The organism is Variovorax sp. V93 (assembly GCF_041154485.1).
GTDB classification, from domain to species: domain Bacteria; phylum Pseudomonadota; class Gammaproteobacteria; order Burkholderiales; family Burkholderiaceae_C; genus Variovorax; species Variovorax beijingensis_A.
The window spans coordinates 823,175-844,648 of record NZ_AP028670.1; the positions used below are offsets into that span (position 1 = coordinate 823,175).

11 protein-coding genes and 1 pseudogene are annotated in these 21,474 nt (G+C 65.7%); 4 read left to right on the plus strand and 8 right to left on the minus strand.

The window, feature by feature from the left end; all coding sequences use genetic code 11:
- Positions 1 to 24: 24 nt before the first annotated feature.
- Genes ACAM54_RS29965 through ACAM54_RS29975 form a run of 3 tightly spaced genes read right to left on the minus strand, consistent with a single transcriptional unit; the run spans position 25 to position 3,213 of the window.
- Positions 25 to 969, minus strand: a complete 945-nt coding sequence (locus tag ACAM54_RS29965; RefSeq protein ID WP_369651324.1) for an AraC family transcriptional regulator — start codon at positions 967 to 969, stop codon at positions 25 to 27.
- 31 nt (positions 970 to 1,000) lie between these two features.
- Positions 1,001 to 2,191 (minus strand): M20 aminoacylase family protein, encoded by a 1,191-nt coding sequence (locus ACAM54_RS29970; RefSeq protein WP_369651323.1) that lies wholly within the window; start codon positions 2,189 to 2,191, stop codon positions 1,001 to 1,003.
- A 17-nt stretch (positions 2,192 to 2,208) separates the two neighbouring features.
- On the minus strand, positions 2,209 to 3,213 hold the full coding sequence (locus ACAM54_RS29975; protein WP_369651322.1) for a tripartite tricarboxylate transporter substrate binding protein: 1,005 nt from the start codon (positions 3,211 to 3,213) through the stop codon (positions 2,209 to 2,211).
- Between the two features lie 128 nt (positions 3,214 to 3,341).
- Here ACAM54_RS29975 and ACAM54_RS29980 point away from each other — a divergent pair, with 128 nt between their 5' ends.
- A complete protein-coding gene (locus ACAM54_RS29980) occupies positions 3,342 to 4,259 on the plus strand; it encodes a LysR family transcriptional regulator (protein ID WP_369651321.1) in 918 nt (305 codons plus the stop codon).
- A 12-nt stretch (positions 4,260 to 4,271) separates the two neighbouring features.
- Here ACAM54_RS29980 and ACAM54_RS29985 read toward each other — a convergent pair whose 3' ends face one another.
- The 3 genes and pseudogenes from ACAM54_RS29985 to ACAM54_RS29995 all read right to left on the minus strand — a co-directional run.
- Positions 4,272 to 4,682, minus strand: coding sequence for an outer membrane protein assembly factor BamE (locus tag ACAM54_RS29985; protein ID WP_369651320.1), 411 nt, complete (start codon positions 4,680 to 4,682; stop codon positions 4,272 to 4,274).
- A gap of 23 nt (positions 4,683 to 4,705) precedes the next feature.
- Complete coding sequence (locus ACAM54_RS29990) at positions 4,706 to 14,929, minus strand: YadA-like family protein (protein WP_369651914.1); 10,224 nt, start codon at positions 14,927 to 14,929, stop codon at positions 4,706 to 4,708.
- Positions 14,924 to 15,289, minus strand: a pseudogene (locus ACAM54_RS29995) (hypothetical protein); the annotation flags it as partial. The gene ACAM54_RS29990 and the pseudogene ACAM54_RS29995, both read right to left, overlap by 6 nt.
- A 1,013-nt stretch (positions 15,290 to 16,302) precedes the next feature.
- Here ACAM54_RS29995 and ACAM54_RS30000 point away from each other — a divergent pair.
- The 3 genes from ACAM54_RS30000 (at position 16,303) to ACAM54_RS30010 (ending at position 18,312) form a co-directional block, all read left to right on the plus strand.
- Entirely contained in the window at positions 16,303 to 17,055 is a 753-nt protein-coding gene (locus tag ACAM54_RS30000) for a winged helix-turn-helix domain-containing protein (RefSeq protein ID WP_369651319.1), read from the plus strand.
- 107 nt (positions 17,056 to 17,162) lie between these two features.
- The gene (gene panD, locus ACAM54_RS30005; protein ID WP_047784860.1) at positions 17,163 to 17,564 is read left to right on the plus strand and encodes an aspartate 1-decarboxylase; all 402 of its coding nucleotides are present in this window, start codon (positions 17,163 to 17,165) and stop codon (positions 17,562 to 17,564) included.
- Between the two features lie 346 nt (positions 17,565 to 17,910).
- Complete coding sequence (locus ACAM54_RS30010) at positions 17,911 to 18,312, plus strand: GreA/GreB family elongation factor (protein ID WP_369651318.1); 402 nt, start codon at positions 17,911 to 17,913, stop codon at positions 18,310 to 18,312.
- 44 nt (positions 18,313 to 18,356) lie between these two features.
- On the opposite strand, the gene ACAM54_RS30015 is transcribed toward ACAM54_RS30010, so the two are convergent.
- On the minus strand, positions 18,357 to 19,007 hold the full coding sequence (locus ACAM54_RS30015) for a hypothetical protein (RefSeq protein WP_369651317.1): 651 nt from the start codon (positions 19,005 to 19,007) through the stop codon (positions 18,357 to 18,359).
- Between the two features lie 61 nt (positions 19,008 to 19,068).
- Positions 19,069 to 21,441: a DNA polymerase II gene (locus tag ACAM54_RS30020; RefSeq protein ID WP_369651316.1), complete on the minus strand. Its 2,373-nt coding sequence runs from the start codon at positions 21,439 to 21,441 to the stop codon at positions 19,069 to 19,071.
- Positions 21,442 to 21,474: the final 33 nt, after the last annotated feature.

The window sequence follows — 21,474 nt, forward strand, 5'->3', positions numbered from 1 at the left end:
CCTGTGTCCTGTTCCTGTTGTTGTTCAGTCCTTTCGCCGCACCGCTCCGGGCGAAACCCCATAGCGGGCGCGAAAGCGCCTGGAAAAATGAGCGGGAGAACTGAAGCCGCAGCGCGCCGAAATCTCGATGACGGTCGCGGTGCCGTGCGGGCCGCCGCGCAGCATGGCGTGGGCGCGCTGGAGCCTGCGCGCCATCAGCTCGGCACCAAAGCTCGTGCCATCCTGCGCGAGCCGCGCGTGCAAGGTGCGCACCGAGATCCCCATCTGGTGCGCGACGCTGGCGGGGCACAGCGCCGGATCGGCGTACTGCTGGTCGATGATCTGCTGCACCCTGCGCCGAAAGAAGCACCTGTGCTTCGTGGCAGCCAGCGACTCGTCGCCGGTGCCCTGCAGCACGGCCTGCAATGTGCCCACGAGGACGTCCGCCACATGGCTGGCTTCGTCAGGCTCCAGGTCATGGGGCCATGCGCTGAGCGTGCGCATCTGGCCGGCCAGCAGCTGAAGCGACGCCCGATGGGGAAGGTGCTGCGCAATCAGGCCCTCCACCGCTGGCGCACGGCTGCCCAGCGCCGTGTAGGGCACGGCCAGGGCGAGCATGCTCACCGGATCGGGATGGTCGAGCCTGTAGTTCCGGCGCCCGTCGATCAGGAACGGCTCGCCCGGCCTCGCGATGATCTCGCGGCCCTGCTGCGATGCCTGAACGTGGCCCGACAAGTACAGGTCCACGAACACGAAGGGCATCTCGCTGCGCGACAGGTCGAGGTCGGTGCACTCGACGTCGTGGCTGGTTGCCACCTGCACCTCGTTGAGTATCAGGTTGTCCATGCTGCGGGTCGTCAGCGTGGCATCGAAGCTCTCGATCCTGGGAATGTGCGGCGTGATCGGCGTCAGCGCATCCTGGCTCGCCGCGCGCCAGAACTCGGCGCGCTGGGGCACCGCAATATGGGACGTGGACCAGCGGTTGTACATCGGCGTTCAGCCCGTCGCGCGTGCCAGGTGCTCAGGCCAGGAAGCGCTGCGCCAGCAGAGCCCAGTAGGCTGCACCGATCGGCAGGTTGCGGTCGTTGAAGTCGTAGCCGGGGTTGTGCACCATGCAGGCGCCATGGCCATCGTTGATGCCGTCGGCCGAGCCGTCCCCATTGCCGATCAGCAGGTAGCTGCCCGGCACCTGCTCCAGCATGAAGGCGAAATCCTCGCTGCCGGTGAGCGCGCGGGCCTGCAGCTCGACACGGTCCGCGCCCACCAGTTCCAATGCCACCTGCCGCGCAAACTCCGTCTCCGCGGGTGTATTGACCAGCACCGGATAGCTGCGCTGGTAGTCGACCCGCGCCGTCACGCCCAAGCTCTGCGCCTGCCCATGCGCAAGCTCGGTGATGCGGCGCTCCAGGGTGTCTCGCACACCGCCGTCCAGCGCCCGCACGCTGAGCTTGAGCGTGGCGCTCTGCGCAATCACGTTGTTGGCCGCGCCGGCATGGAATGCGCCGACCGTGATCACTGCCATGTGCAGCGGATCGATGTTGCGCGCGACGATGCTTTGCAGCCCCATGACGATGGCCGATCCGGCCACCACCGGGTCCGCCGCGCGGTGCGGCATGGCGCCGTGGCCGCCCGTGCCTTCGAGCGTGATCGTCACGTGGTCCGACGAGGCCATGGCCGCGCCGTCGCGCAGCAGCAGCTTGCCTTGCGGGTGGCCGGGCATGTTGTGCATGGCAAAGATCGCGTCGCACGGGTACTTGGCGAACAGCCCGTCTTCCATCATCCTTTTGGCGCCGCCCTGCCCTTCCTCGGCGGGCTGGAAGATCAGGTTGAGGGTGCCGTCGAACTGCCCTTGCGTGGCCAGGTGATGCGCCGCCGCGAGCAGCATGGCGGTGTGGCCGTCGTGCCCGCAGGCGTGCATGACACCGGGGCGCGTGCTGGCGTGCGCGAGGCCCGTGGCCTCGGCAATGGGCAGCGCATCCATGTCGGCACGCAGGCCCAGGCGCTTGCTGCCCGTGCCACGCCTGAGCTGGCCGACCACGCCGGTGCCGCCAAGGCCGCGCTCCACGGCATAGCCCCAGCACGCGAGACGCTCGGCCACCAGGTCGCTGGTGCGAAATTCCTCGAATGCGAGTTCTGGGTGGCGATGGATGTCGCGGCGCACGGCCACGAATTCATCAGCATGGGCCTGCAGGGTCTCCAACATGGCGCTCATGGATCGGCTCTTCTTGCCTACTGGGGCTGCAGGTTGATGGCCTTGGCAATCGCGCGGAAGCGCGCGGTCTCGGCCGCATAAGCCTTGTCGGCCGCCCAGAGGCTCATCGGCTGCGCCAGCAGCGTGTTCTGCGCCTCCAACTGGGTGCGCACCGCCGGCTCCGACAGCACCGCGCCCAACGCCTTGTTCAGCTGCAGCACCACCTCGTCGGGGGTGTCCTTGCGAACGAAGTAGCCGGTCCAGGTCGAGAAGTTGAAGCCTTTCAGCAGCTGGCCTTCATTGACCGTGGGAATGTTCCTGAGCGCCGGCAACTCGGTGCGCGTGGCGTTGATGCTGGCGATGATCTTGATACGCCCCTGCTCGGCCAGCGCGATCTGCTGCAGGGACACCGGCAGCATGACGAAGTCGAGCTGGCCGCCACCGAGGTCCTGCAGCAGCGGCGCCCCGCCCTTGTAGGGCACGTGGACCATCGTCGCGCCGAGGGTCTGCGCCATGTGCTCGCCCAGCACGTGGTAGAGCGAACCGACGCCCACGCTGCCATAGGTCAGCGGCCGGGTCCTGGAGACGCTGCGCGCGAGCGTGGCCAGCTCGTCGGCCGTGTTGGCGGGAAGATCCTTGCGGGCCAGGATCACCATCGGCGCCACCCCAATCATCTGCACCAGCCGGAACTCCTCGCTCTTGAACCTGACAGCGGCATTGGCCAGCGGCGAAAGAATCAACTCGTTGGGCGAGCCCTGGAACAGGTAGTAGCCGTCCGCCGGTGCCCCCGCCACTTTCTGCGCCGCGATCGCGCCGCTCACACCGCCCAGGTTTTCGACCGGTACCGGCTGGCCCAGCTGCTTCGAAAGCGAGTTGTTCACGAGGCGCGCAATGGTGTCGGAGAGACCGCCCGCCGGATAGGGAACCATCATCACGACCGGCTTCGACGGGAAGGGAGGGTCCGCCGCCACGGCGCCGCCCGCCAGCAGCAACAGGCCAGCCAGCAGGATCGCGGCTTTCTTCAGCAATTCAGAGGGGATCACGGCGCTTCTCGTGGGGACATTGGATGGGGACGATGGCTGGGCGCAAATGTAGGAATGCGCCTACTATTTGTCTAATGCATAATTTTTCTTGATATAAGAAGAAAGACTCATGCAAGGGAGCAGAGGCCATGAACCTCAGACAGTTGGAGCACTTGCTGGCCGTTGCCGAAACCGGCTCGTTCAGCCGCGCCGCGGAGCAACTGCATCTCACGCAGTCGGCCCTGAGCCGCAGCATCCGCATGCTCGAAGACGATCTGGATGCGCGCCTGATCGATCGCATGGGCAAGCGCAATGAACTCACGCCCTTGGGCGAGGCCGTGGCAGCGCGCGCCAGGCGCCTGGTGTTCGAGGCCGCTGAACTTCGACGCAACGCGGAACTGCTCAAGAAGGGCAATGCCGGCGAGATCCGCGTCGGCCTGGGTTCCGGCCCTGGCGCCATGCTCATGACGCCGTTCCTGATTCACATCGCGCAGAAGCATCCAGAGGTACGCGTGCATGTTGCGCGCGGCTCCATCGAAGTGCAGCTGCTTCAGCTGCGCCAGCGCACGCTCGATGCATTGGTGATCGACACGCGCGGCCTGGTGCCCGCGCCCGATCTGCGCATCGAGCGAGTGAGCGAAATGCGGGCCGGCTTTGTCTGCAGGCGCGGCCACCCGCTGCTGGCGGCCGCGAAGAAGAAAAACAAGAAAGGTGTGTCGTTCGACGACGTGCTTCGTTACCCCTTGGCGTCGACGCCGCTGGTCGAGGAAGTGACGCAGATCCTCATTCAGCATTTCGGCCCTCGGGCCAATCCGCAACAGGCCGTGAGCCTGCGCTGCGAAGAGATCGCGAGCCTGATCGAAACGGTCCGGGTGTCGGACGCGATTTTTCTTGGCATCGTGACGGCAGCGCGCAGCGGCCTCCAGACCGGCGAGCTGGTCGAGCTGGTGACGACGCCGCCGCTCCTGAGTGGCACGCGCTTTGCCATCGTGACCCTTGTCGGCCGCACCGAGGCGCCGTCGATGGCCTTGTTTCGCGAGTTCGTGGCTGAACGCTTGCACGACTGAGGCGCTTTCTTCTTACTGCCCGGGGCAGCTTGCCGGCTGCCAGTGGAACGACTGCGCCTTGTGCCTGCTGTCGAAGATCACCTTGTACTGGCAGGTGATGAAAGCGGGGCCCTGCCCGGTACGCAGATTGAAGACGTAGTCCCACTCGCGCACATCCACCAGGCCTTCGCTGAAATGCGGCTTGCCGAGCAGGTCTTGCAACTGGTCCTTGCTCATGCCCGGTGCCACCTGATGCAGATTGGACACATTGGGAAACGTGCCCTCCTTTTGCCAGGCGTCTTTCTGGATGTCCGGGAAGACCGGCTCGCTCACGCGGCCGTCATCCGTCAATCCCTTGCTCACCCAGGCGGTACCGCAACCCTGAAGCCCCATCAGCGCGCCCGCGACAGCAAAAGCCAGCACCTGTTTTCGCATTTTTTTCATGGTTCTCTTTTTGTTGTTGCTGCTTACCAGTGGAATCCTGCGCCCACCGCCACACCAACCTTGCCGCGCGTGTTGGCCGAACCGTTGAACTTGACCACCCAGCGGCCGTTGTCCGAGAGCTTGGAGACGCCGATGGCAATGGCCGTCTGCCCCTGGTAGCTCGCAACGCCGGCGGACATCATGCTTTTGCCCGGAATGGAAGCCTGCGGCATGCTGGCCATGGCCATCGCCCCTGCGGAGCCTGCATTCGCATCCTTCTCGACGTTGTCGATACGCTGGTTGACTGCGTTGAACGCCTTGTTGACATTCGCCATCGCGCCATTCAACTGGTTGACGTTGACGGCATCCGTGCCGGCACTGCCCGCAGCCACGTTGGTGAGCTGGCGTTCATTGCCTTCGCTGCCCACCGACACTTCACCGGCGGAGTTCTGCGGCACGCTCAGCCCCGCGGCGGCGTAGCCCGTCTGGGCGCCGCGCACGGCCACGGAACCCGCACCCAGCGCCACGCTGTTGGACATGCTCGCGCTCGCGCCCTGCCCCAGCGCCGTGGACGACATGCCGCTGGACACGGCGCCGTTGCCCACCGCCACCGCGTTGGCACCGCTGGCGATGGCTTCGTTGCCGCTGGCCATTGAATTCGCGCCCGATGCACGGGCGCCCGAGCCGGTGGCCAGCGACTCGCTGCCCGAGGCCTGGGGCGCCACGTAGTGGGCGGTGTTGCCCGTCGTCCACCTGTTCGACGCCGCCGCCGCAACCCCCTGGAGCTGGGCCACGTTCACGGCGTCGCTGTCCTGCGTGCCCGCGGCCACGCCCGTGATCTGGCGGAACTGGCCATTGGCGGCATCGCCCACGCTCACTGCCCCGCTGGTGCTGGTGGTCGCCTCGATCGCCCGTGCCTGCTCGGCGGTGGCCGAACCTGGCACATAGCCCTTGATGCCCGCCGCAGTGGAAGCCACGGAGCCCTCGCCCAGTGCGACGCCGCCCTCGACCCTGACACTGGTGTTGGAGCCCAGCGCCGTGCCGTTGGCGGCCGCCACTTCGGCGTTGATGCCCATGGCGACACCCTGCGTGGCGGCAGCCGTCGTCCTGGCGCCGGAACCCACCGCCACGGATGCCCTGCCATCGGCCGTGGCATCGGGCATGGACGCATCGCCCACGTTGTGGCGGAAGTAGCGGATGCCGCCGCCGTTGTTGATGGTGTTGACGGTGTTCTCGACGTTGGTTACCCGGCCGTCGAGCGCCGACACGTCGCCCCGGATCGATGTGATGTCGCCCTGCATCGCCGTCACGCTGCTTTCGACTTCGTTCACTCGGCCGCCCAGGCTCGCTACGTTCTGGTTGGTCGTGTTCAGCTGGCCCATGTTCACCGCGTCGCCGGGGTTGGTGCCCGTCCCAACGTTGGTGATAACGTTGCCGCCCATGTTCACCGTCGTGTTGGCGGTGAGGGTCAGGCCGCCGCTGATGGTGGTGCCGCCGCTGAGCACGGTCGGTCCCGTCACGTTCAGGGTGCCGCCGATGGTGGCGTTGTTGCTCACCGTCAGGTCGCCGGTGGTCACGCTGCTGAATGTCGGTGCATCCACCACGCCCACCTTGAGCCGGTTGGTCGCCGGGTCGTACTCGACCGTGGTGTTGCTGCCGTTCACCACATTCACCGTGTCGCCGGGTGCGATGTTGTCCGTCGCGCCGCCGTTGGCCTGAACGTTCCAGCCCTTGCCGGCCACCGTACCGACCTGGTTGAGCTGGTTCAGGTTGATGGCATCGGTGCCGTTGACCGCATTGCCTACATTGGTGATGGTGTTGCCGCCCATGTTCACCGTGGTGCCGCTGGCTACCGTCAGGCTGTTGCCGATGGTGGTGCCGCCGCTGAGGGTGGCCGGGCCCGAGACGTTGAGCGTGTTGAGGCTGGTTGCACCCGTGGCGGTGAGATTGTTGGTGGTGGTCGTACCCGCCACGTTCAGGTCACCGCCGATGCTGGCACCACCGGTGGTGCTCAGGCTGCCGAACACCGGCGCATCGGCCATCTGCAGGTTGATCGCGCCCGTCGCCGGGTCGGTCACGGTCTTGAGGTTGGCGCCCGAGTAGCTGCCAGCCGTGGTCGCACCACCGTTGATGGCCAGTACTTGGCCCAGGTCACGATGAACGTTGCCGGCGCTGTTGTCGTTGCCGCTGAAGTTCAGGCCGCTCGTGGTCACGCCAGAGAGCGCCGCGTTCACCTGGCCCACGTTGGCCGCGTCGGTGGCCGCGGTGCCCGTGCCCACGTTGGTGATGACATTGCCGCCCATGTTCACCGTGGTACCGCCAGCCACCGTCAGGCTGTTGCTGATGGTGGTGCCGCCGCTGAGCGTCGTGGGGCCGCCGAGAGTGCTCGCGCCCGCCACGTTGAGCGTATTCAGGTGGGTCGCGCCGGTAGCCGTCAGGTTGTTGGTGGTGGTCGTGCCCGCCACGCTGAGGTCGCCGCCGATGCTGGCGCCGCCCGTTGTGCTCAGGCTGTTGAACACCGGCGCATCAGCCATCTGCAGATTGATTGCACCCGTCGTGGGATCGGTCACGGTCTTGAGGTTGGCGCCGGAGTAGCTGCCTGCCGTGGTCGCTCCGCCATTGATCGCCAGTGTCTGGCCCAGGTCGCGATGAACATTTCCAGCCGTGGCGTCATTGCCGGTGAAGTTCAGGCCGCTCGTGGTCGCGCCAGAAACCGCAGTGTTCAACTGGCCCACGTTGGCCGCGTCGGTGGCCGCGGTGCCCGTACCCACGTTGGTGATGACGTTGCCGCCCATGTTCACCGTGGTGCCCGGGCTCACTGTCAAGCTGCTGCTGATGGTGGTGCCGCCGCTGAGGGTGGTCGTGCCAGTGGCGGTCAGGTTGTTGGTGGAGGTCGTGCCCGCCACGCTCAGGTCGCCGCCGATGCTGGCACCGCCCGTGGTGCTGAGGCTGCTGAACGTCGGAGCATCTACGACGCCCACCTTGAGCCGGTTGGTCAGCGGGTCGTATTCGACGGTGGTGTTGCTTCCATTGACCACGTTCATCGTGTCGCCAGGCGCGATGTTGTCCGGCGCGCCGCCATTGGCCTGTACGTTCCAGCCCCTTCCGGCAACTGTGCCGATCTGATTGAGCTGGTTCAGGTTCACGGCGTCGGTGCCATTGACCGCATCACCTACGTTGCTGACCACGTTGCCGCCCATGTTCACCGTGGTGCCAGCGGCCAGCGTCAAGCTGTTGCTGATGGTGGTGCCGCCGCTGAGGGTGGCGGGACCGCTGATGGTGGTCGGGCCGCTGAGCGTTGTCGCTCCGACGGCTATGAGGTTGTTGGTGGTGGTCGTTCCCGCCACGTTCAGATCACCGCCGATGCTGGCGCCGCCTGTGGTGCTCAGGCTCGCGAACGCTGGTGCGTCAGCCATCTGCAGGTTGATCGCGCCCGTCGCCGGGTCGGTCGCCGTCTTGAGGTTGGCGCCCGAGTAGCTGCCGGCCGTGGTCGCGCCGCCATTGATTGCCAGTGTCTGGCCCAGGTCGCGATGGACGTTGCCGGCCGTGGCGTCGTTGCCGGTGAAGTTCAGGCCGCTCGCGGTCAGGCCGGACACCGCGTTGTTCACCTGGCCCACATTAGCCGCGTCGGTCGGGGCTGTGCCCGCGCCCACGTTGGTGATGACATTGCCGCCCATGTCCACGGCGGTGCCGCCGGTCACCGTCAGGCTGTTGCTAATCGTGGTGCCGCCGCTGAGGGTGGTGGGGCCGCCGAGACTGGTCGTGCCGGTGGCCGTGAGATTGTTGGTGGTGGTCGTGCCCGCCACGCTCAGGTCGCCGCCGATGCTGGCGCCGCCGGTGGTGCTCAGGCTGCTGAACACCGGCGCTTCAGCCATCTGCAGGTTGATCGCACCCGAGATCGGGTCGGTCACGGTCTTGAGGTTGGCGCCGGAGTAGGTGCCTCCTGTGGTTGCCGCGCCGTTGATCGCGAGTGTCTGACCCAGGTTGCGGTGGACGTCGCCGGCGGTGGCATCGTTGGCGGTAAAGTTCAAGCCACTGGTGGTCGCGCCGGACACTGCAGTGTTCACTTGGTTCACGTTGGCCGCATCGGTGCCGCTCACGCCGGCAGCCACGTTGGCGATGGTGTTGCCACCCATGTCCACCGTGGCGCCGGGACTCACCATCAAGCTGTTGCTGATGGTGGCGCCGCCGCTGAGGATGGTTGCACCACTCACGTTGAGGGTATTCAGGCTGGTCGCGCCAGTGGCCGTGAGATTGTTGGTGGCAGTCGTTCCTGCCACACTCAGGTCGCCTCCGATGCTGGCGCCGCCGGTGGTGCTCAGGCTGCCGAACACCGGTGCGTCGGCCATCTGCAGATTGATCGCACCCGTCGTCGGGTCGGTCACGGTCTTGAGGTTGGCGCCCGAATAACTCCCAGCCGTGGTCGCACCCCCATTGATCGCCAGCGTCTGCCCCAGGTCGCGGTGGACGTCACCGGCACTGTTGTCGTTGCCGGTGAAGTTCAGACCGCTCGTGGTCAGGCCGGAGACCGCGTTGTTCACCTGGCCCACGTTGGCCGCATCGGTAACAGCGGTGCCTGCGCCTACATTGGTGATGACGTTGCCGCCCATGTTCACGGTCGTGCCCGGGCTCACCGTCAAGGTGTTGCTGATGGTCGTGCCGCCGCCGAGGACGCTCGCCCCCGTCACGTTGAGTGTGTTCAGGCTGGTCGTGCCGGTGGCCGTGAGATTGTTGGTGGTGATCGTCCCCGCCACGTTCAGGTCGCCGCCGATGCTGGCGCCACCCGTAGTGCTCAGGCTCGTGAACGCTGGTGCGTCGGCCATCTGCAGGTTGATCGCGCCGGTCGTCGGATCGGTCACGGTCTTGAGGTTGGATCCCGAATAGGTGCCGGCCGTGCTTGCGCCGCCGCTGATGGCCAGCGTCTCGCCCAAATTGCGGTGGACGTCGCCGGCGGTCGAATCGTTGCCGGTGAAGTTCAGGCCACTCGTCGTTGCACCCGACACCGCTGTGTTCACCTGGTTCAGGTTCACGGCGTCGGTACCGTTGACTGCATTGCCCACGTTGGCGATCGCATTGCCGCCCATATCCACGGTCGTTCCGCCGGCGAGCGTCAAGCTGTTGCTGACGGTGGTGCCACCGCTGAGGGAGGTGGGTCCGCTGATGTTGGCAGGGCCGCTGAGACTGGTCGTGCCGGTCACACTGAGGTTGTTGGTGGTGGTCGTTCCCGCCACACTCAAGCTGCCGCCGATGCTGGCACCACCGCTGGTGCTCAGACTGCTGAACACCGGCGCATCAGCCATCTGCAGATTGATCGCACCGGTCGTCGGGTCGGTCACGGTCTTGAGGTTGGCACCCGAGTAGCTGCCGGCCGTGGTCGCGCCGCCATTGATTGCCAGCGTCTGGCCCAGGTCGCGATGGACGTTGCCGGCCGTGGCGTCGTTGCCGGTGAAGTTCAGGCCGCTCGTGGTCAGGCCGGATACGGCGGTGTTCACCTGATTCACATTGGCCGCATCGGTGCCGTTCACCCCGGCAGCCATGTTGGTGATGGTGTTTCCGCCCATGTTCACCGTGGTGCCGCCGGCCACCGTCAGACTGTTGCTGATGGTGGTACCGCCGCTGAGGTTGGTGGGTCCGCTGAGATTGGTCGTTCCGGTGGCCGTGAGATTGCTGGTGGTGGTCGTGCCCGCCACACTCAAGCTGCCGCCGATGCTTGCGCCACCCGTAGTGCTCAGACTGCTGAACACCGGCGCATCAGCCATCTGCAGATGGATCGCGCCCGAAATCGGGTCGGTCACGGTCTTGAGGTTGCTACCGGAGTAGGTGCCTCCTGTGGTTGCGCCGCCATTGATCGCGAGTGTCTGACCCAGGTTGCGGTGAACATCGCCGGCCGTAGCGTCGTTAGCGGTGAAGTTCAAGCCGCTCGTGGTCACACTGGAGACCGCGTTGTTCACCTGGCCCACGTTGGCCGCATCGGTGGACGCGGTGCCCGCGCCTACGTTGGTCATGACGTTGCCGCCCATGTCCACTGCTGTGCCACCGGTCACCGTCAGACTGTTGCTGATGGTGGTGCCGCCGCTGAGGTTGGTGGGTCCGCTGAGATTGGTCGTGCCGGTGGCCGTGAGATGGTTGGTGGAGGTCGCGCCCGCCACGCTCAAATTGCCGCCAATGGTGGCACCGCCGGTGGTGCTCAGGCTCGTGAATGCTGGTGCGTCAGCCATCTGCAGGTTGATCGCGCCCGTCGCCGGGTCGGTCACGGTCTTGAGGTTGGCGCCCGAGTAGCTGCCAGCCGTGGTCGCGCCGCCATTGATCGCCAGCGTCTGGCCCAGGTCGCGATGGACGTTGCCGGCCGTGGCGTCGTTGCCGGTGAAGTTCAGGCCGCTCGTGGTCACGCCGGAAACCGCAGTGTTCACCTGGCCTACGTTGGCCGCATCGGTGCCGTTCACCCCGGCCGCCACGTTGGTGATGATGTTGCCACCCATGTCCACCGTCGTGCCAGGGCTAACAGTCAGGCTGCTGCTGATGGTGGTGCCTCCGCTGAGGGTGGTCGCGCCCACCACGTTCAGGTCGCTGCCGATGCTGGCGCCGCCCGTCGTGCTCAGGCTTGCGAACGCCGGTGCGTCGGCCATCCGCAGGTTGATCGCACCTGTCGCCGGGTCGGTCACGGTCTTGAGGTTGGCACCCGAGTAGGTGCCTGCCGTGGTCGCGCCGCCATTGATCGCCAGTGTCTGGCCCAGGTTGCGATGGACGTCACCGGCCGTGGCATCGTTGCCGGTGAAGTTCAGGCCACTCGTCGTTGCGACCGACACCGCTGTGTTCACCTGGTTCAGGTTCACGGCATCGGTGCCGTTGACCGCATTGCCCACATTGGTGATGGTGCTGCCTGCCATGTTCAGGCCGCCCCCAAGGGTGGTCCCGCCCGAGACGTTGAGCGTGTTCAGGCTCGTCGTGCCGGTGGCCGTGAGATTGTTGGTGGTGGTCGTGCCTGCCACACCCAAGTCACCACCGATGTTGGCGCCGCCGGTGGCGGTCAGACTGCTGAACACCGGTGCGTCAGCCATCTTGATCTGCACCTCGTTGCCCACCACTTCGGTCTTCAGGTTGGCACCCGAGTAGGTGCCCGCCGTGGTCGCGCCACCGCTGATGCTCAGCGTTTCCCCCAGCTTGCGGTCCACCGTTCCCGTATTTCCGGTGAAAGTCAGGGGCGTGTCGCCCAAGGCGGTGAGTTGACCCACGTTCGCTGCATCCGTCGCGCTCACGCCCGCCCTGACGTTGGAGATGGTGCTGCCTGCCATGTTCAAGCCACCACCGAGGGTGCTCGCGCCCGAGACGTTGAGCGTGTTCAGGTTGGTCGTTCCCGTAGCCGTGAGATTGTTGGTGGTGGCCGTTCCCGCCACACCCAGGTTCCCGCCGATGCTGGCACCGCCCGCCGTGCTCAGGCTTGCGAACGCTGGTGCGTCAGCCATCTGCAGGTTGATCGCACCCGTCGCCGGGTCGGTCACGGTCTTGAGGTTGGCACCCGAGTAGCTGCCGGCCGTGGTCGCGCCGCCATTGATCGCCAGTGTCTGGCCCAGGTCGCGATGGACGTTGCCGGCCGTGGCGTCGTTGCCGGTGAAGTTCAGGCCGCTCGTGGTCAGGCCGGACACCGCGTTGTTCACCTGGCCCACGTTGGCCGCGTCGGTCGGGGCCGTGCCCGCGCCCACGTTGGTGATGACATTGCCGCCCATGTCCACGGCGGTGCCGCCAGTCACCGTCAGGCTGTTGCTGATCGTGGTGCCGCCGCTGAGGGTGGCGGGACCGCTGATGGTGGTCGGGCCGCTGAGCGTTGTCGCTCCGACGGCTACCAGGTTGTTGGTGGAGGTCGTTCCCGCCACGTTCAGATCACCGCCGATGCTGGCACCACCGGTGGTGCTCAGGCTGCTGAACACCGGCGCGTCCGCCATCTTGATCTGCACTTCGTTGCCCACAACCTCGGTCTTGAGGTTGGCGCCCGAGTAGCTGCCTGCCGTGGTTGCGCCGCCGGTGATCTGCAGCGTCTCGCCCAGCTTGCGGTCCACCGTGCCGGTGTTGCCGGTGAAAGTCATCGGCGTACCGCCCAGGGTTCCGATGGCCTGGTTCGTCGCATAAAGCTGGCTGCCGTTGATCGCATCGGTGCTGCTGCTGCTGAGCTGGCCGGCGCCCACGTTGGCGATGACATTGCCACCCATGTTCACCGTGGTGCCGCCGGCCACGGTCAAGCTGTTGCTGATCGTGGTGCCGCCGCTCAGGGTGGTTGTGCCGGTGGCCGTGAGATTGCTGGTGGTGGTCGTGCCCGCCACGCTCAGGTCGCCGCCGATGCTGGCGCCGCCCGTGGTGCTCAGGCTCGCGAACGCTGGTGCGTCAGCCATCTGCAGGTTGATCGCGCCCGTCGCCGGGTCGGTCACCGTCCTGAGGTTGGCGCCCGAGTAGCTGCCGGCCGTGGTCGCGCCGCCATTGATCGCCAGTGTCTGGCCCAGGTCGCGATGGACGTTGCCGGCCGTGGCGTCGTTGCCGGTGAAGTTCAGGCCGCTCGTGGTCACGCCGGACACCGCGTTGTTCACCTGGCCCACGTTGGCCGCGTCGGTCGGGGCCGTGCCCGCGCCCACGTTGGTGATGACATTGCCGCCCATGTCCACGGCGGTGCCGCCGGTCACCGTCAGGCTGTTGCTAATCGTGGTGCCGCCGCTGAGGGTGGTGGGGCCGCCGAGACTGGTCGTGCCGGTGGCCGTGAGATTGTTGGTGGTGGTCGTGCCCGCCACGCTCAGGTCGCCGCCGATGCTGGCGCCGCCGGTGGTGCTCAGGCTCGCGAACACCGGTGCGTCAGCCATCTTGATCTGCACCTCGTTGCCCACAACCTCGGTCTTGAGATTGGCGCCCGAGTAGCTGCCTGAGGTGGTCGCCCCACCGTTGATCCGCAGCGTCTCCCCCAGCTTCCGGTCCACCGTGCCGGTGTTGCCGGTGAAGGTCATCGGCGTACCGCCCAGGGTTCCGATGGCCTGGTTCGTCGCATAAAGCTGGCTGCCATTGATCGCATCGGTGCTGGTGCTGCTGATGCGGCCGGCGGCCACGTTCTGGATCTGGCGCGGCGCGGTGGCCGAACCGACGCTCACCACATCGCCATCGGCCGGCGCGCCGCCGGCGAAGCTGTAGGTGATGCCGTTGATGGTGGTGCTCGGCGTATCGACGGCCGCAGACACGGTGCTGTTGTTGCCCAGCACGACAGCGCCATCGAGCCCCGTGCCGATGCTCACGTTGTTGCCCACGATCATCGTGTTGGCCGAGCCGGTGCTGTTGCCGTTACCGACAATGCGGCTGTTGTCCGCCGCCGCGCTCATCAGGTTGTTGTTGCCGAATGCGCCCGCGTTGTCTGCCGCGATCGGATTGGCGAGCGTGCCGTTGTCGTTGCCGAGAGTGTAGGTGCCCGCGCCGGTCACATAGCTGGGATCGCCCAGCGCGCCCGAGTTGTTGCCGGACACGACATTGCCGGTGCCAATGCTGATCGACTGCACGCCGCTGGCCTGCGCGCCGGTGCCGATGGCGATGGTGCGGTCCTTGGATGCCACCGCAGCGTTGCCGATGGAGATCGTCGTGAGGCCCAGCGCCTGGGCATTGGTGCCTTCAGCGATCGAATTGGCACCCGATGCCACGGCGCCATAGCCGAACGCGATGGCCCCATTGGCGCCGGAGCTCACGCGCGCGTTGTGCCCGAGAGCAATGGCATTGGTGGAATTGACGACCCGGGCCATGCCGCCGATGGCGACGGAATAGTCGGAGGTCCCGTCCACTGCCACCCATCGCGAACCCGAGGGCAGGCCCGCCGCCACGATGTCGGCATCTGCGTTGTTCTGGAAGACCAGCGACTGCTTGCCCCTAGCTTCGGCCTGGCCGCCGACGATGGCGGAATTGGCGCCCGAAGCCGTCGTCGATTTGCCGATCGAAACCGCATTGGTGTTGCTCACGGTGGCTCCATCGCCCTGCGCAATGCCGTAGGCACCGCTGACAGCGGCGCCACGCCCGATCGCCATGCCCGAGGTGGCCGTCGCTGCAACGCTGGAAGCCCGTCCGATTGCCACGGCGTCCGCAGCCAGCGCGCTGGGTCCATCGCCTTGCGACGCATTGTTGATGACCGTAGCGCTACCGAGCGCGATAGCGCCCGTGCCCCCGGCGTAGGCACCGTAGCCCCATGCTTGCGCACGCTCGGCCGTCGCCTTGGAGTCGCGCCCCATGGCAAAGGAGTAATTGCCGTAGGCCATCGCGTTCACGCCAAGCGCAAACGAGCTTTCGCCATAGGCCCACGTCGGATAGTTGCAATTTGTGCCGATGGCAATACTTTCTTGGCCAGCTGCAATCGCACCTTGGTTGGCCGTGGTCCCGCCGCCATACAGCCTGTAGTTGCTGTCAGCCTGCGGCGAGCAGTTCGCGGTAGTTCCCCCTATCGCGATGGAGCGTACGCCGTTGGCGACACCGCCTCCGAGGGACGTCACGGCGGCAGCGGGCAGAGCGGCGCCAAGCATCAGCATGATGGCTGTCGCCACCTTCTTCGAGGCCCGCCCGATGACTGCAGATGCCGCCTTGCGGTTGCTCGACTTCTTCCCCCGTGCCTTGGTGGTCTCGGATGCCGCAACCCAGGCACCGAGCGATTCATTCCAGATTGACCGATATGACTTGTTCATGAAAAGAGGACTTGAGAGGTGATCGCTGGCGTGACATGCCAGGGTGGGGATTGGGGAAGCGGATGTCGCGCGCGCGGCGCCGATCGCAGCTATGAGCGGCCGGCGAATCCGCCCTAGGCGACGATCGGAATTGACAGGTGCGTTCGCACGCCAAATGTCTCGGACGCGGGGATCCCGTCCTCCGACACGGCGACGCTTTCCCGCACCTTCCCGTTCGTGGTTCTTGCAGCCATGGTCATGAAACTCCCTGTTGATCTCGATGCCTTGCAGGCGCGGGAAAACCGAGGCCTCATGCCTGCGCTCGATAAACGCAGCGGCGACCTCGGGGATCGAAATGAACACAGGGAGCGGCGCGAACTGCGCCAAAGAAGAAAACGGTTGTGCGCGCCGTCACCCACCAACCACTCTCTTGGAGCGGTGATGCGACGAAGCGGATTTCCGAAGCACCCATCGGCCGGCTTTGCCGGCCCTCCCTGCATGGACACGAATCCTGTAACGAGCGTATTCAGATGTGTGGTGCATTCATAGGCGACGGAAGCCTCTCAGTGCAGCCAGATTGACCACTAGCGCAAGTACGCTTGTTGCTCGGCATGGAATGGTTATCAACAGCGCTTGTCGCAATCAAGTACGCACGTTTAGTCATGGACGATGCGCTACTGGGCAGGCATTTCCTTGGAGCGGACTGCATGCATGGCTAGTCTGCTTATTTGCCGTTTTCTTCGAGAAGGTATTGCACAGTGAAACAACCCATCCTTGTTTACAAAGGCCACGAGATTGCACTGTCCATCATTCGCGCCGCACTGCGAGTCATCTTCCAGTCAATGCAGAGCGGTTCCGTGCGTTTGTACCTTTGCCACCTTGTTTTTGTTGAATAGCCTTTGTGTCTTCTTTTTAATAGTTAGAGCTACCGCTCCGATAGAAATCGTGAACAAGCCAGTGAGAGTAGAGGAGCAATGACGACACCAGCTGAATGCCCTTTGTCGGTCGCGCTCCTGGGCACAACGAACGAACGCATCAATGCCCTGCACGACGAACTGGTAGCGCTGGGATATCAACCCATCCTTTTCACCAACGCTGCCGATTTCCTGATTGCGTTCTGCATGGGGCAGCGATTCAACCTGCTACTCCTTACGCTGCATGATCCGTCGCAGTACAAGGGGCTTCCCGAGGTATGCAGGAAATTCCGCATACCTACGCTCCTGGTCGTGGAAGAAGCGCAGTGGAAGCTCCTCTCGTCCCAGACCCTGGAAGCCTCCTGGGACGACATCATGGATTTCGCCGTCCTGCAGACGAGGGTCCAGGAACTGGAGTGGCGCATCCAGGCGCTCCTGAAAAAGCAGGATGCTCCGGGCCAGATAGGCTGGCTGGAGGGCGAGATGACCTGGGAGGACTACAAGTTCTGCCCTGAATCCATTTCGGTCGAGTTCCGCGGCCGCAAAATCCATCTCACGCAGCTCGAGTGGACTTTTGCGCTGGAACTGTTTCGCAACATTGGCCGAGTGTTGCCCCGCGAGTGGCTGCTGACGAGGGTCTGGAAAAGCAAGCCAAGGCTCGGCACGCGAACCGTGGATGTCTGCGCGACCAAAGTGCGAAAGAAGCTGGACTTGCGTGAAGAGAACGGATTCGTGCTGCGCGGCATCTACCGGCAGGGCTACCAGCTCGCCCACATATCGGGCGAGGCAAGGACCGCGAAAATCGCTCGGTGAGGATCGGGCTATCCTACGGCCGCCGCGCGTGCGGCACCCTTCGTTCCGCCGTGCTCGCCGAGGGACGCCGGTCCGACCACCTTTTCGCAAAGAGAAAGAGTCCGCTCATGTTCCGTACCCTGCTCAAGTCCAAGATCCACCGCGTTGCCGTCACCGACTGCGAACTGCACTACGAAGGCTCCTGCGCCATCGACGAAGACCTGCTCGACGCCGCCAACCTGGCCGAGAACGAGCAGGTCCACATCTGGAACATCAACAACGGCGAGCGCTTCGTCACCTACGCGATCCGCGGCGAGCGCGGCACCGGCATCATCTCGGTCAACGGTTCGGCCGCACGCCGGGCCTCGGTAGGCGACCTGATCATCATCGCGGCGTTCGGCCTGGTGCCCGAGGACCAGGTGGCGGGCTACAAGCCCAAGCTGGTTTTCGTGGACGGGGCCAACCGCATCAAGGAAGAGCGCGCGCACATTCCGGTGCAGGCGGCTTCGGGCGAGACCGCCATGGTCTGAGCGGGGTGCGGCGTTAGCGACCTCCTCGAACCAGGACCAAGGGCAATCCGGCAAGAACCCTGAGGGCATTGCTTGCCCCGCCACAACACGCTGAATAGACTACGCAGCATGTCGACTCCCCTCGTCCTCGCCCGCACCGGCGCGGCGCTGCTTGCCGCAGCGGCGTGTGCGCGTGCACGCGCGACCTTGAAGGCGGGCCGCAGGCCACCGCCCGCACATTTCTAGGCCCGGCGGTCGCTTCCTTTCTTCCTTTCTTTTCAGCGCAACCATCCACCGCCGGGCACAAGTTCCGCGCGTCCGCGGCCACCGTCGTTGATCGACGGGTCCGCACGAATGGAGTGCGTCAATGCATGCAACGATCCACGGCGAGCGCACGCTCACCGAACTTGATTTCGCCCGCCTGAACAAGCTGCCCAGGCTCAACCTGCCGCCCAGCCTTGCGGATCTTCTGGACTGTGCCGAGGTGACCAGCTCGAGGGCCGTGCCCGGCAACATCGTGACGATGTGCTCGCGCGTCGAGATCGTCGACACGCACACGCGTCGGCGGCAGACGCTGACCATCAGCTATCCCGAAGAGGCCAGGCCCGCGGCCGGCCTCATCTCGGTGCTGTCGCCGGTGGGAACCGGCCTGCTCGGCCTGAAGGTGGGAGACACCGCCAGGTGGCAAGCCCCGAACGGAGAGGCATGCGCCGCGGAAGTCGCGGCGATCCTCTTTCAGCCCGAGGCGACCGGCGACTACACCACGTAGGCGGGCCGTCGAGCGCCGGCGTCCATGCCTGAATCGATCCCGGCTCAGGAGGACGGGCGGGACAGCGTTGCCAGCTTCTTCTTCGCGCTTTGCAGGAGGCCGACCCGCTCGACGGGCGGTTGGGCCTTGGTGTCTCCGAGCGCGATGATCTCGAGCGCGCCAGCCGCTGCCAGCTTGGACGCGAGCGGGTCGCGCACCGCCAGGCTGTTGAACCTGTGGTTCGATATGACGTGCACCTTCAGGTGACGGTGGATGGTCTTCGACAGCTTCTGGCAGGCGGCTGCCATGGCGGCTTCATCGGGTATCGACTGGCCGTGCACGACCAGGAGCTCCACGGTGCCGTCCTTGTCCTCTCCCAGCAGGAAGGCACGCAGGACCGAATCCTTGAACTTGCTGCGCAGCATCGAGCGCAGCGGTTCGGCGGCGGCGAACGACTTCAGCGCGATGCTGCGCAGTTCATCGTGGAAGACGAACGAGCGGTCGAGCGTGAGAATGTCGGACCCGTCCGCCTTCGGCTTCTGCCTCTTCAGGATGCCGCTGCCGACAAGGTGTTCCAGGGTGCGCGCCGCATCGGCGGGATCGAGCTTCGAACGCCGGGCGAGCTCGTCCGGCGCAAACGGTTGGTCGGGCGCCGCGTAGACGAGCTTCAAGAGCTTCTGCACCTCGGGGGAGAAAAGGAAATCTGCGGCACTCATCTTTTTCTGGATCCGGACAAAGGATCGCATTATCGGGATGAATATCGTCGGCCATGGCGGTCTAGAAGAGCCCGCGTTGCGAAGTCGTCAAGGCCATGAAGCTTTCTCCCATGGGCTGAAGAATGGCGTCGGCAATCGGCTGGAGCTGCCGGGTGAGGTAGTGTTCGTAGTCGATGCGCGAGTGGCGGGTTTCCAGCGGCTCCGGCCCGTTTCGGGTCATGACGTATTCGATCCAGCCGCCCGTCTGGTATTGCATGGGCCGGCCGATCCGGGCATTGTGTTCGTCCGCGATGCGCGCGGCCCGGACCTGCGGCGGCACGTTGACCAGGTAGGCGTCGAGCCGATGGCGCAGACGCTTGCGGTAGATGAGCAGGTCGTCCTTGGCGCCGGCCAGCGTCGACCGCGCATAGTCGGTGACGAACGCCTTGTAGGGCTCGCCCTGGAAGATGCGTGACAGCAGGCCCTGCTGGAACTGCCGCGCGAGCGGGGTCCAGTCGCTGCGCGCCATCTCGAGGCCGCGGTACACCATCTCCTCCTGGCCCGCGGCATCCACACTGAGGCCTGCGTAGCGCTTCTTGCTGCCGATCTCCGAGCCGCGGATGGTGGGCATGAAGAACTTCTTGTAGTGGGTGTCGACCTCGATTTCGAGAAAGCTCTCCAGGCCCTGTTCCTCGCGCAGCGTGCGCGTCCACCAGCCGTTGATGTCGGCCGCCAGGCTGGCCGCGACGGCGTGCGCCTCCTCGTTGGTGTGGGCGCGCCTGAGCCAGACGAAGATGGAGTCGGTGTCGCCATAGATGGCTTCGTAGCCCCGCTGCTCCACGAATTCGCGCGTGAGCTTCATCATCTCGTGCCCGCGAAGCGTGACGGCGGACACCAGCTTGGGGTTGAAGAACCGGCACTCGGACGCACCCAGCACGCCGGCGAAGGAGTTCATGAGCAGCTTCAGCGCCTGCGACAGCGGCTCGTTCTTCGCCCGCTTGGCCTCGTCCCGGGCGCGCCAGAGGGTGGTCACGATCGCGGGCAGGCAGTGCCTGTCGCGCGAGAAGACGGTGCCCTGCGGGCCCTTGACGAGCCCGGCCGGCTCGCCGGCGTTCGAGCCCTCGACGAGGCCCACCGGATCGACCAGGAAGGTCCGGATGATCGAAGGGTAGAGGCTCTTGTAGTCCAGCACCACGACGGAGTCGTAGAACCCCGGCTTCGAGTCCATCACGTAGCCGCCGGGATAGGCCTTGCTCGCAATCTCGCCCACGTTCGGCGCCACGTAGCCCAGCCGATGCATCCGCGGCAGGTAGTGGTGGCTGAACGCGGCAATGGAGCCGCCGAAGTGGTCGGCCTGCAGGCCGGTGGTCTGGGCCCGCTCCATCATGAACTGCAGCAGCTTCGCCTTGTCGAAGATGCGCAGGACCAGCTCGCAGTCGCGGATGTTGTAGCGCGCGAGCGCGGGCTTGTCTTCCTGGTAGCGCCGCTCGATCTCGGCCATCTTGTCGTACGCGTCGCCGATGGACTTGCCTTCACCGAGCAGCGCTTGCGAGACGGTCTCGAGGCTGAAGGACGGGAAGCTCCACACCGCGGCCTTGAGTGCGTCGATGCCGTCGATGACGACCCGGCCCGGTGTCGGCGCGAACAGGTAGCCCTGCTTGCCCGGATGGGTGCGCCACTCGATGGGGCGGCGCTCCCGCCCGAGCAGGAGCTGCACGCCGCAGTCGTCGGCGGTCTTCTGCAGCACCCGCAGGTCGAACTGGATGACGTTCCAGCCGATGATGACGTCGGGGTCGTTGCGCTCGAACCAATCGTTGAGCTGATCGAGCATGGCTTTGCGGGACGGGCAGTAGACGAGCGAAAAATCCATGGGCCCGCCCGGCTCCGGCGGCGGTTCGCCCAGCATGAAGACGACACGCTCCGGCGTGCCGTCCAGCGCAATGGAATAGAGCGCTTCGTGCTGGCTCGTCTCGATGTCCAGCGACACGACCTTCAACACGGGGCGGTATTCGGGCGCGGGCCTGAGCTTGCAGTCGACGATGGTGGCGTGCGCTGCCCGCCCTCCTTCCACCCGCACGCCGGCGGTGATGAAGCGTTCCATCAGGTAGCGGTCGTGCGGGCGCACGTCGGCTTCGAGCAGGGGAATGCCCTGGGCCTGGAGGGTGCGTGCCAACCGGCCGAGCTGGCGGAAGTGCGTCGCATAGACACCGAGCACCGTTTCCTGCTGGAAGGTCTTGAGCGCGAGCTCGCGCAGCTGCACGCCCGGCATGGCCGCGAGGTGGGCCTGGACCGCCGCCCTGTGCCGGGTGGCGACGAACGCGACGCTGCGCCGTGAGGTCAGGACCACCTTCCTCGGTCCCGCATCGGTGGCCAGCCAGTACTCGATCTCCGTGCCGGCGGGCGCGTCACGCCAGTGGCGCGTGAGGATGAAGCCCTGGAGTTCGGTGAATGTCACGAGAGAGCTTGAAGGTTCGGGCAAGGCGGGAGG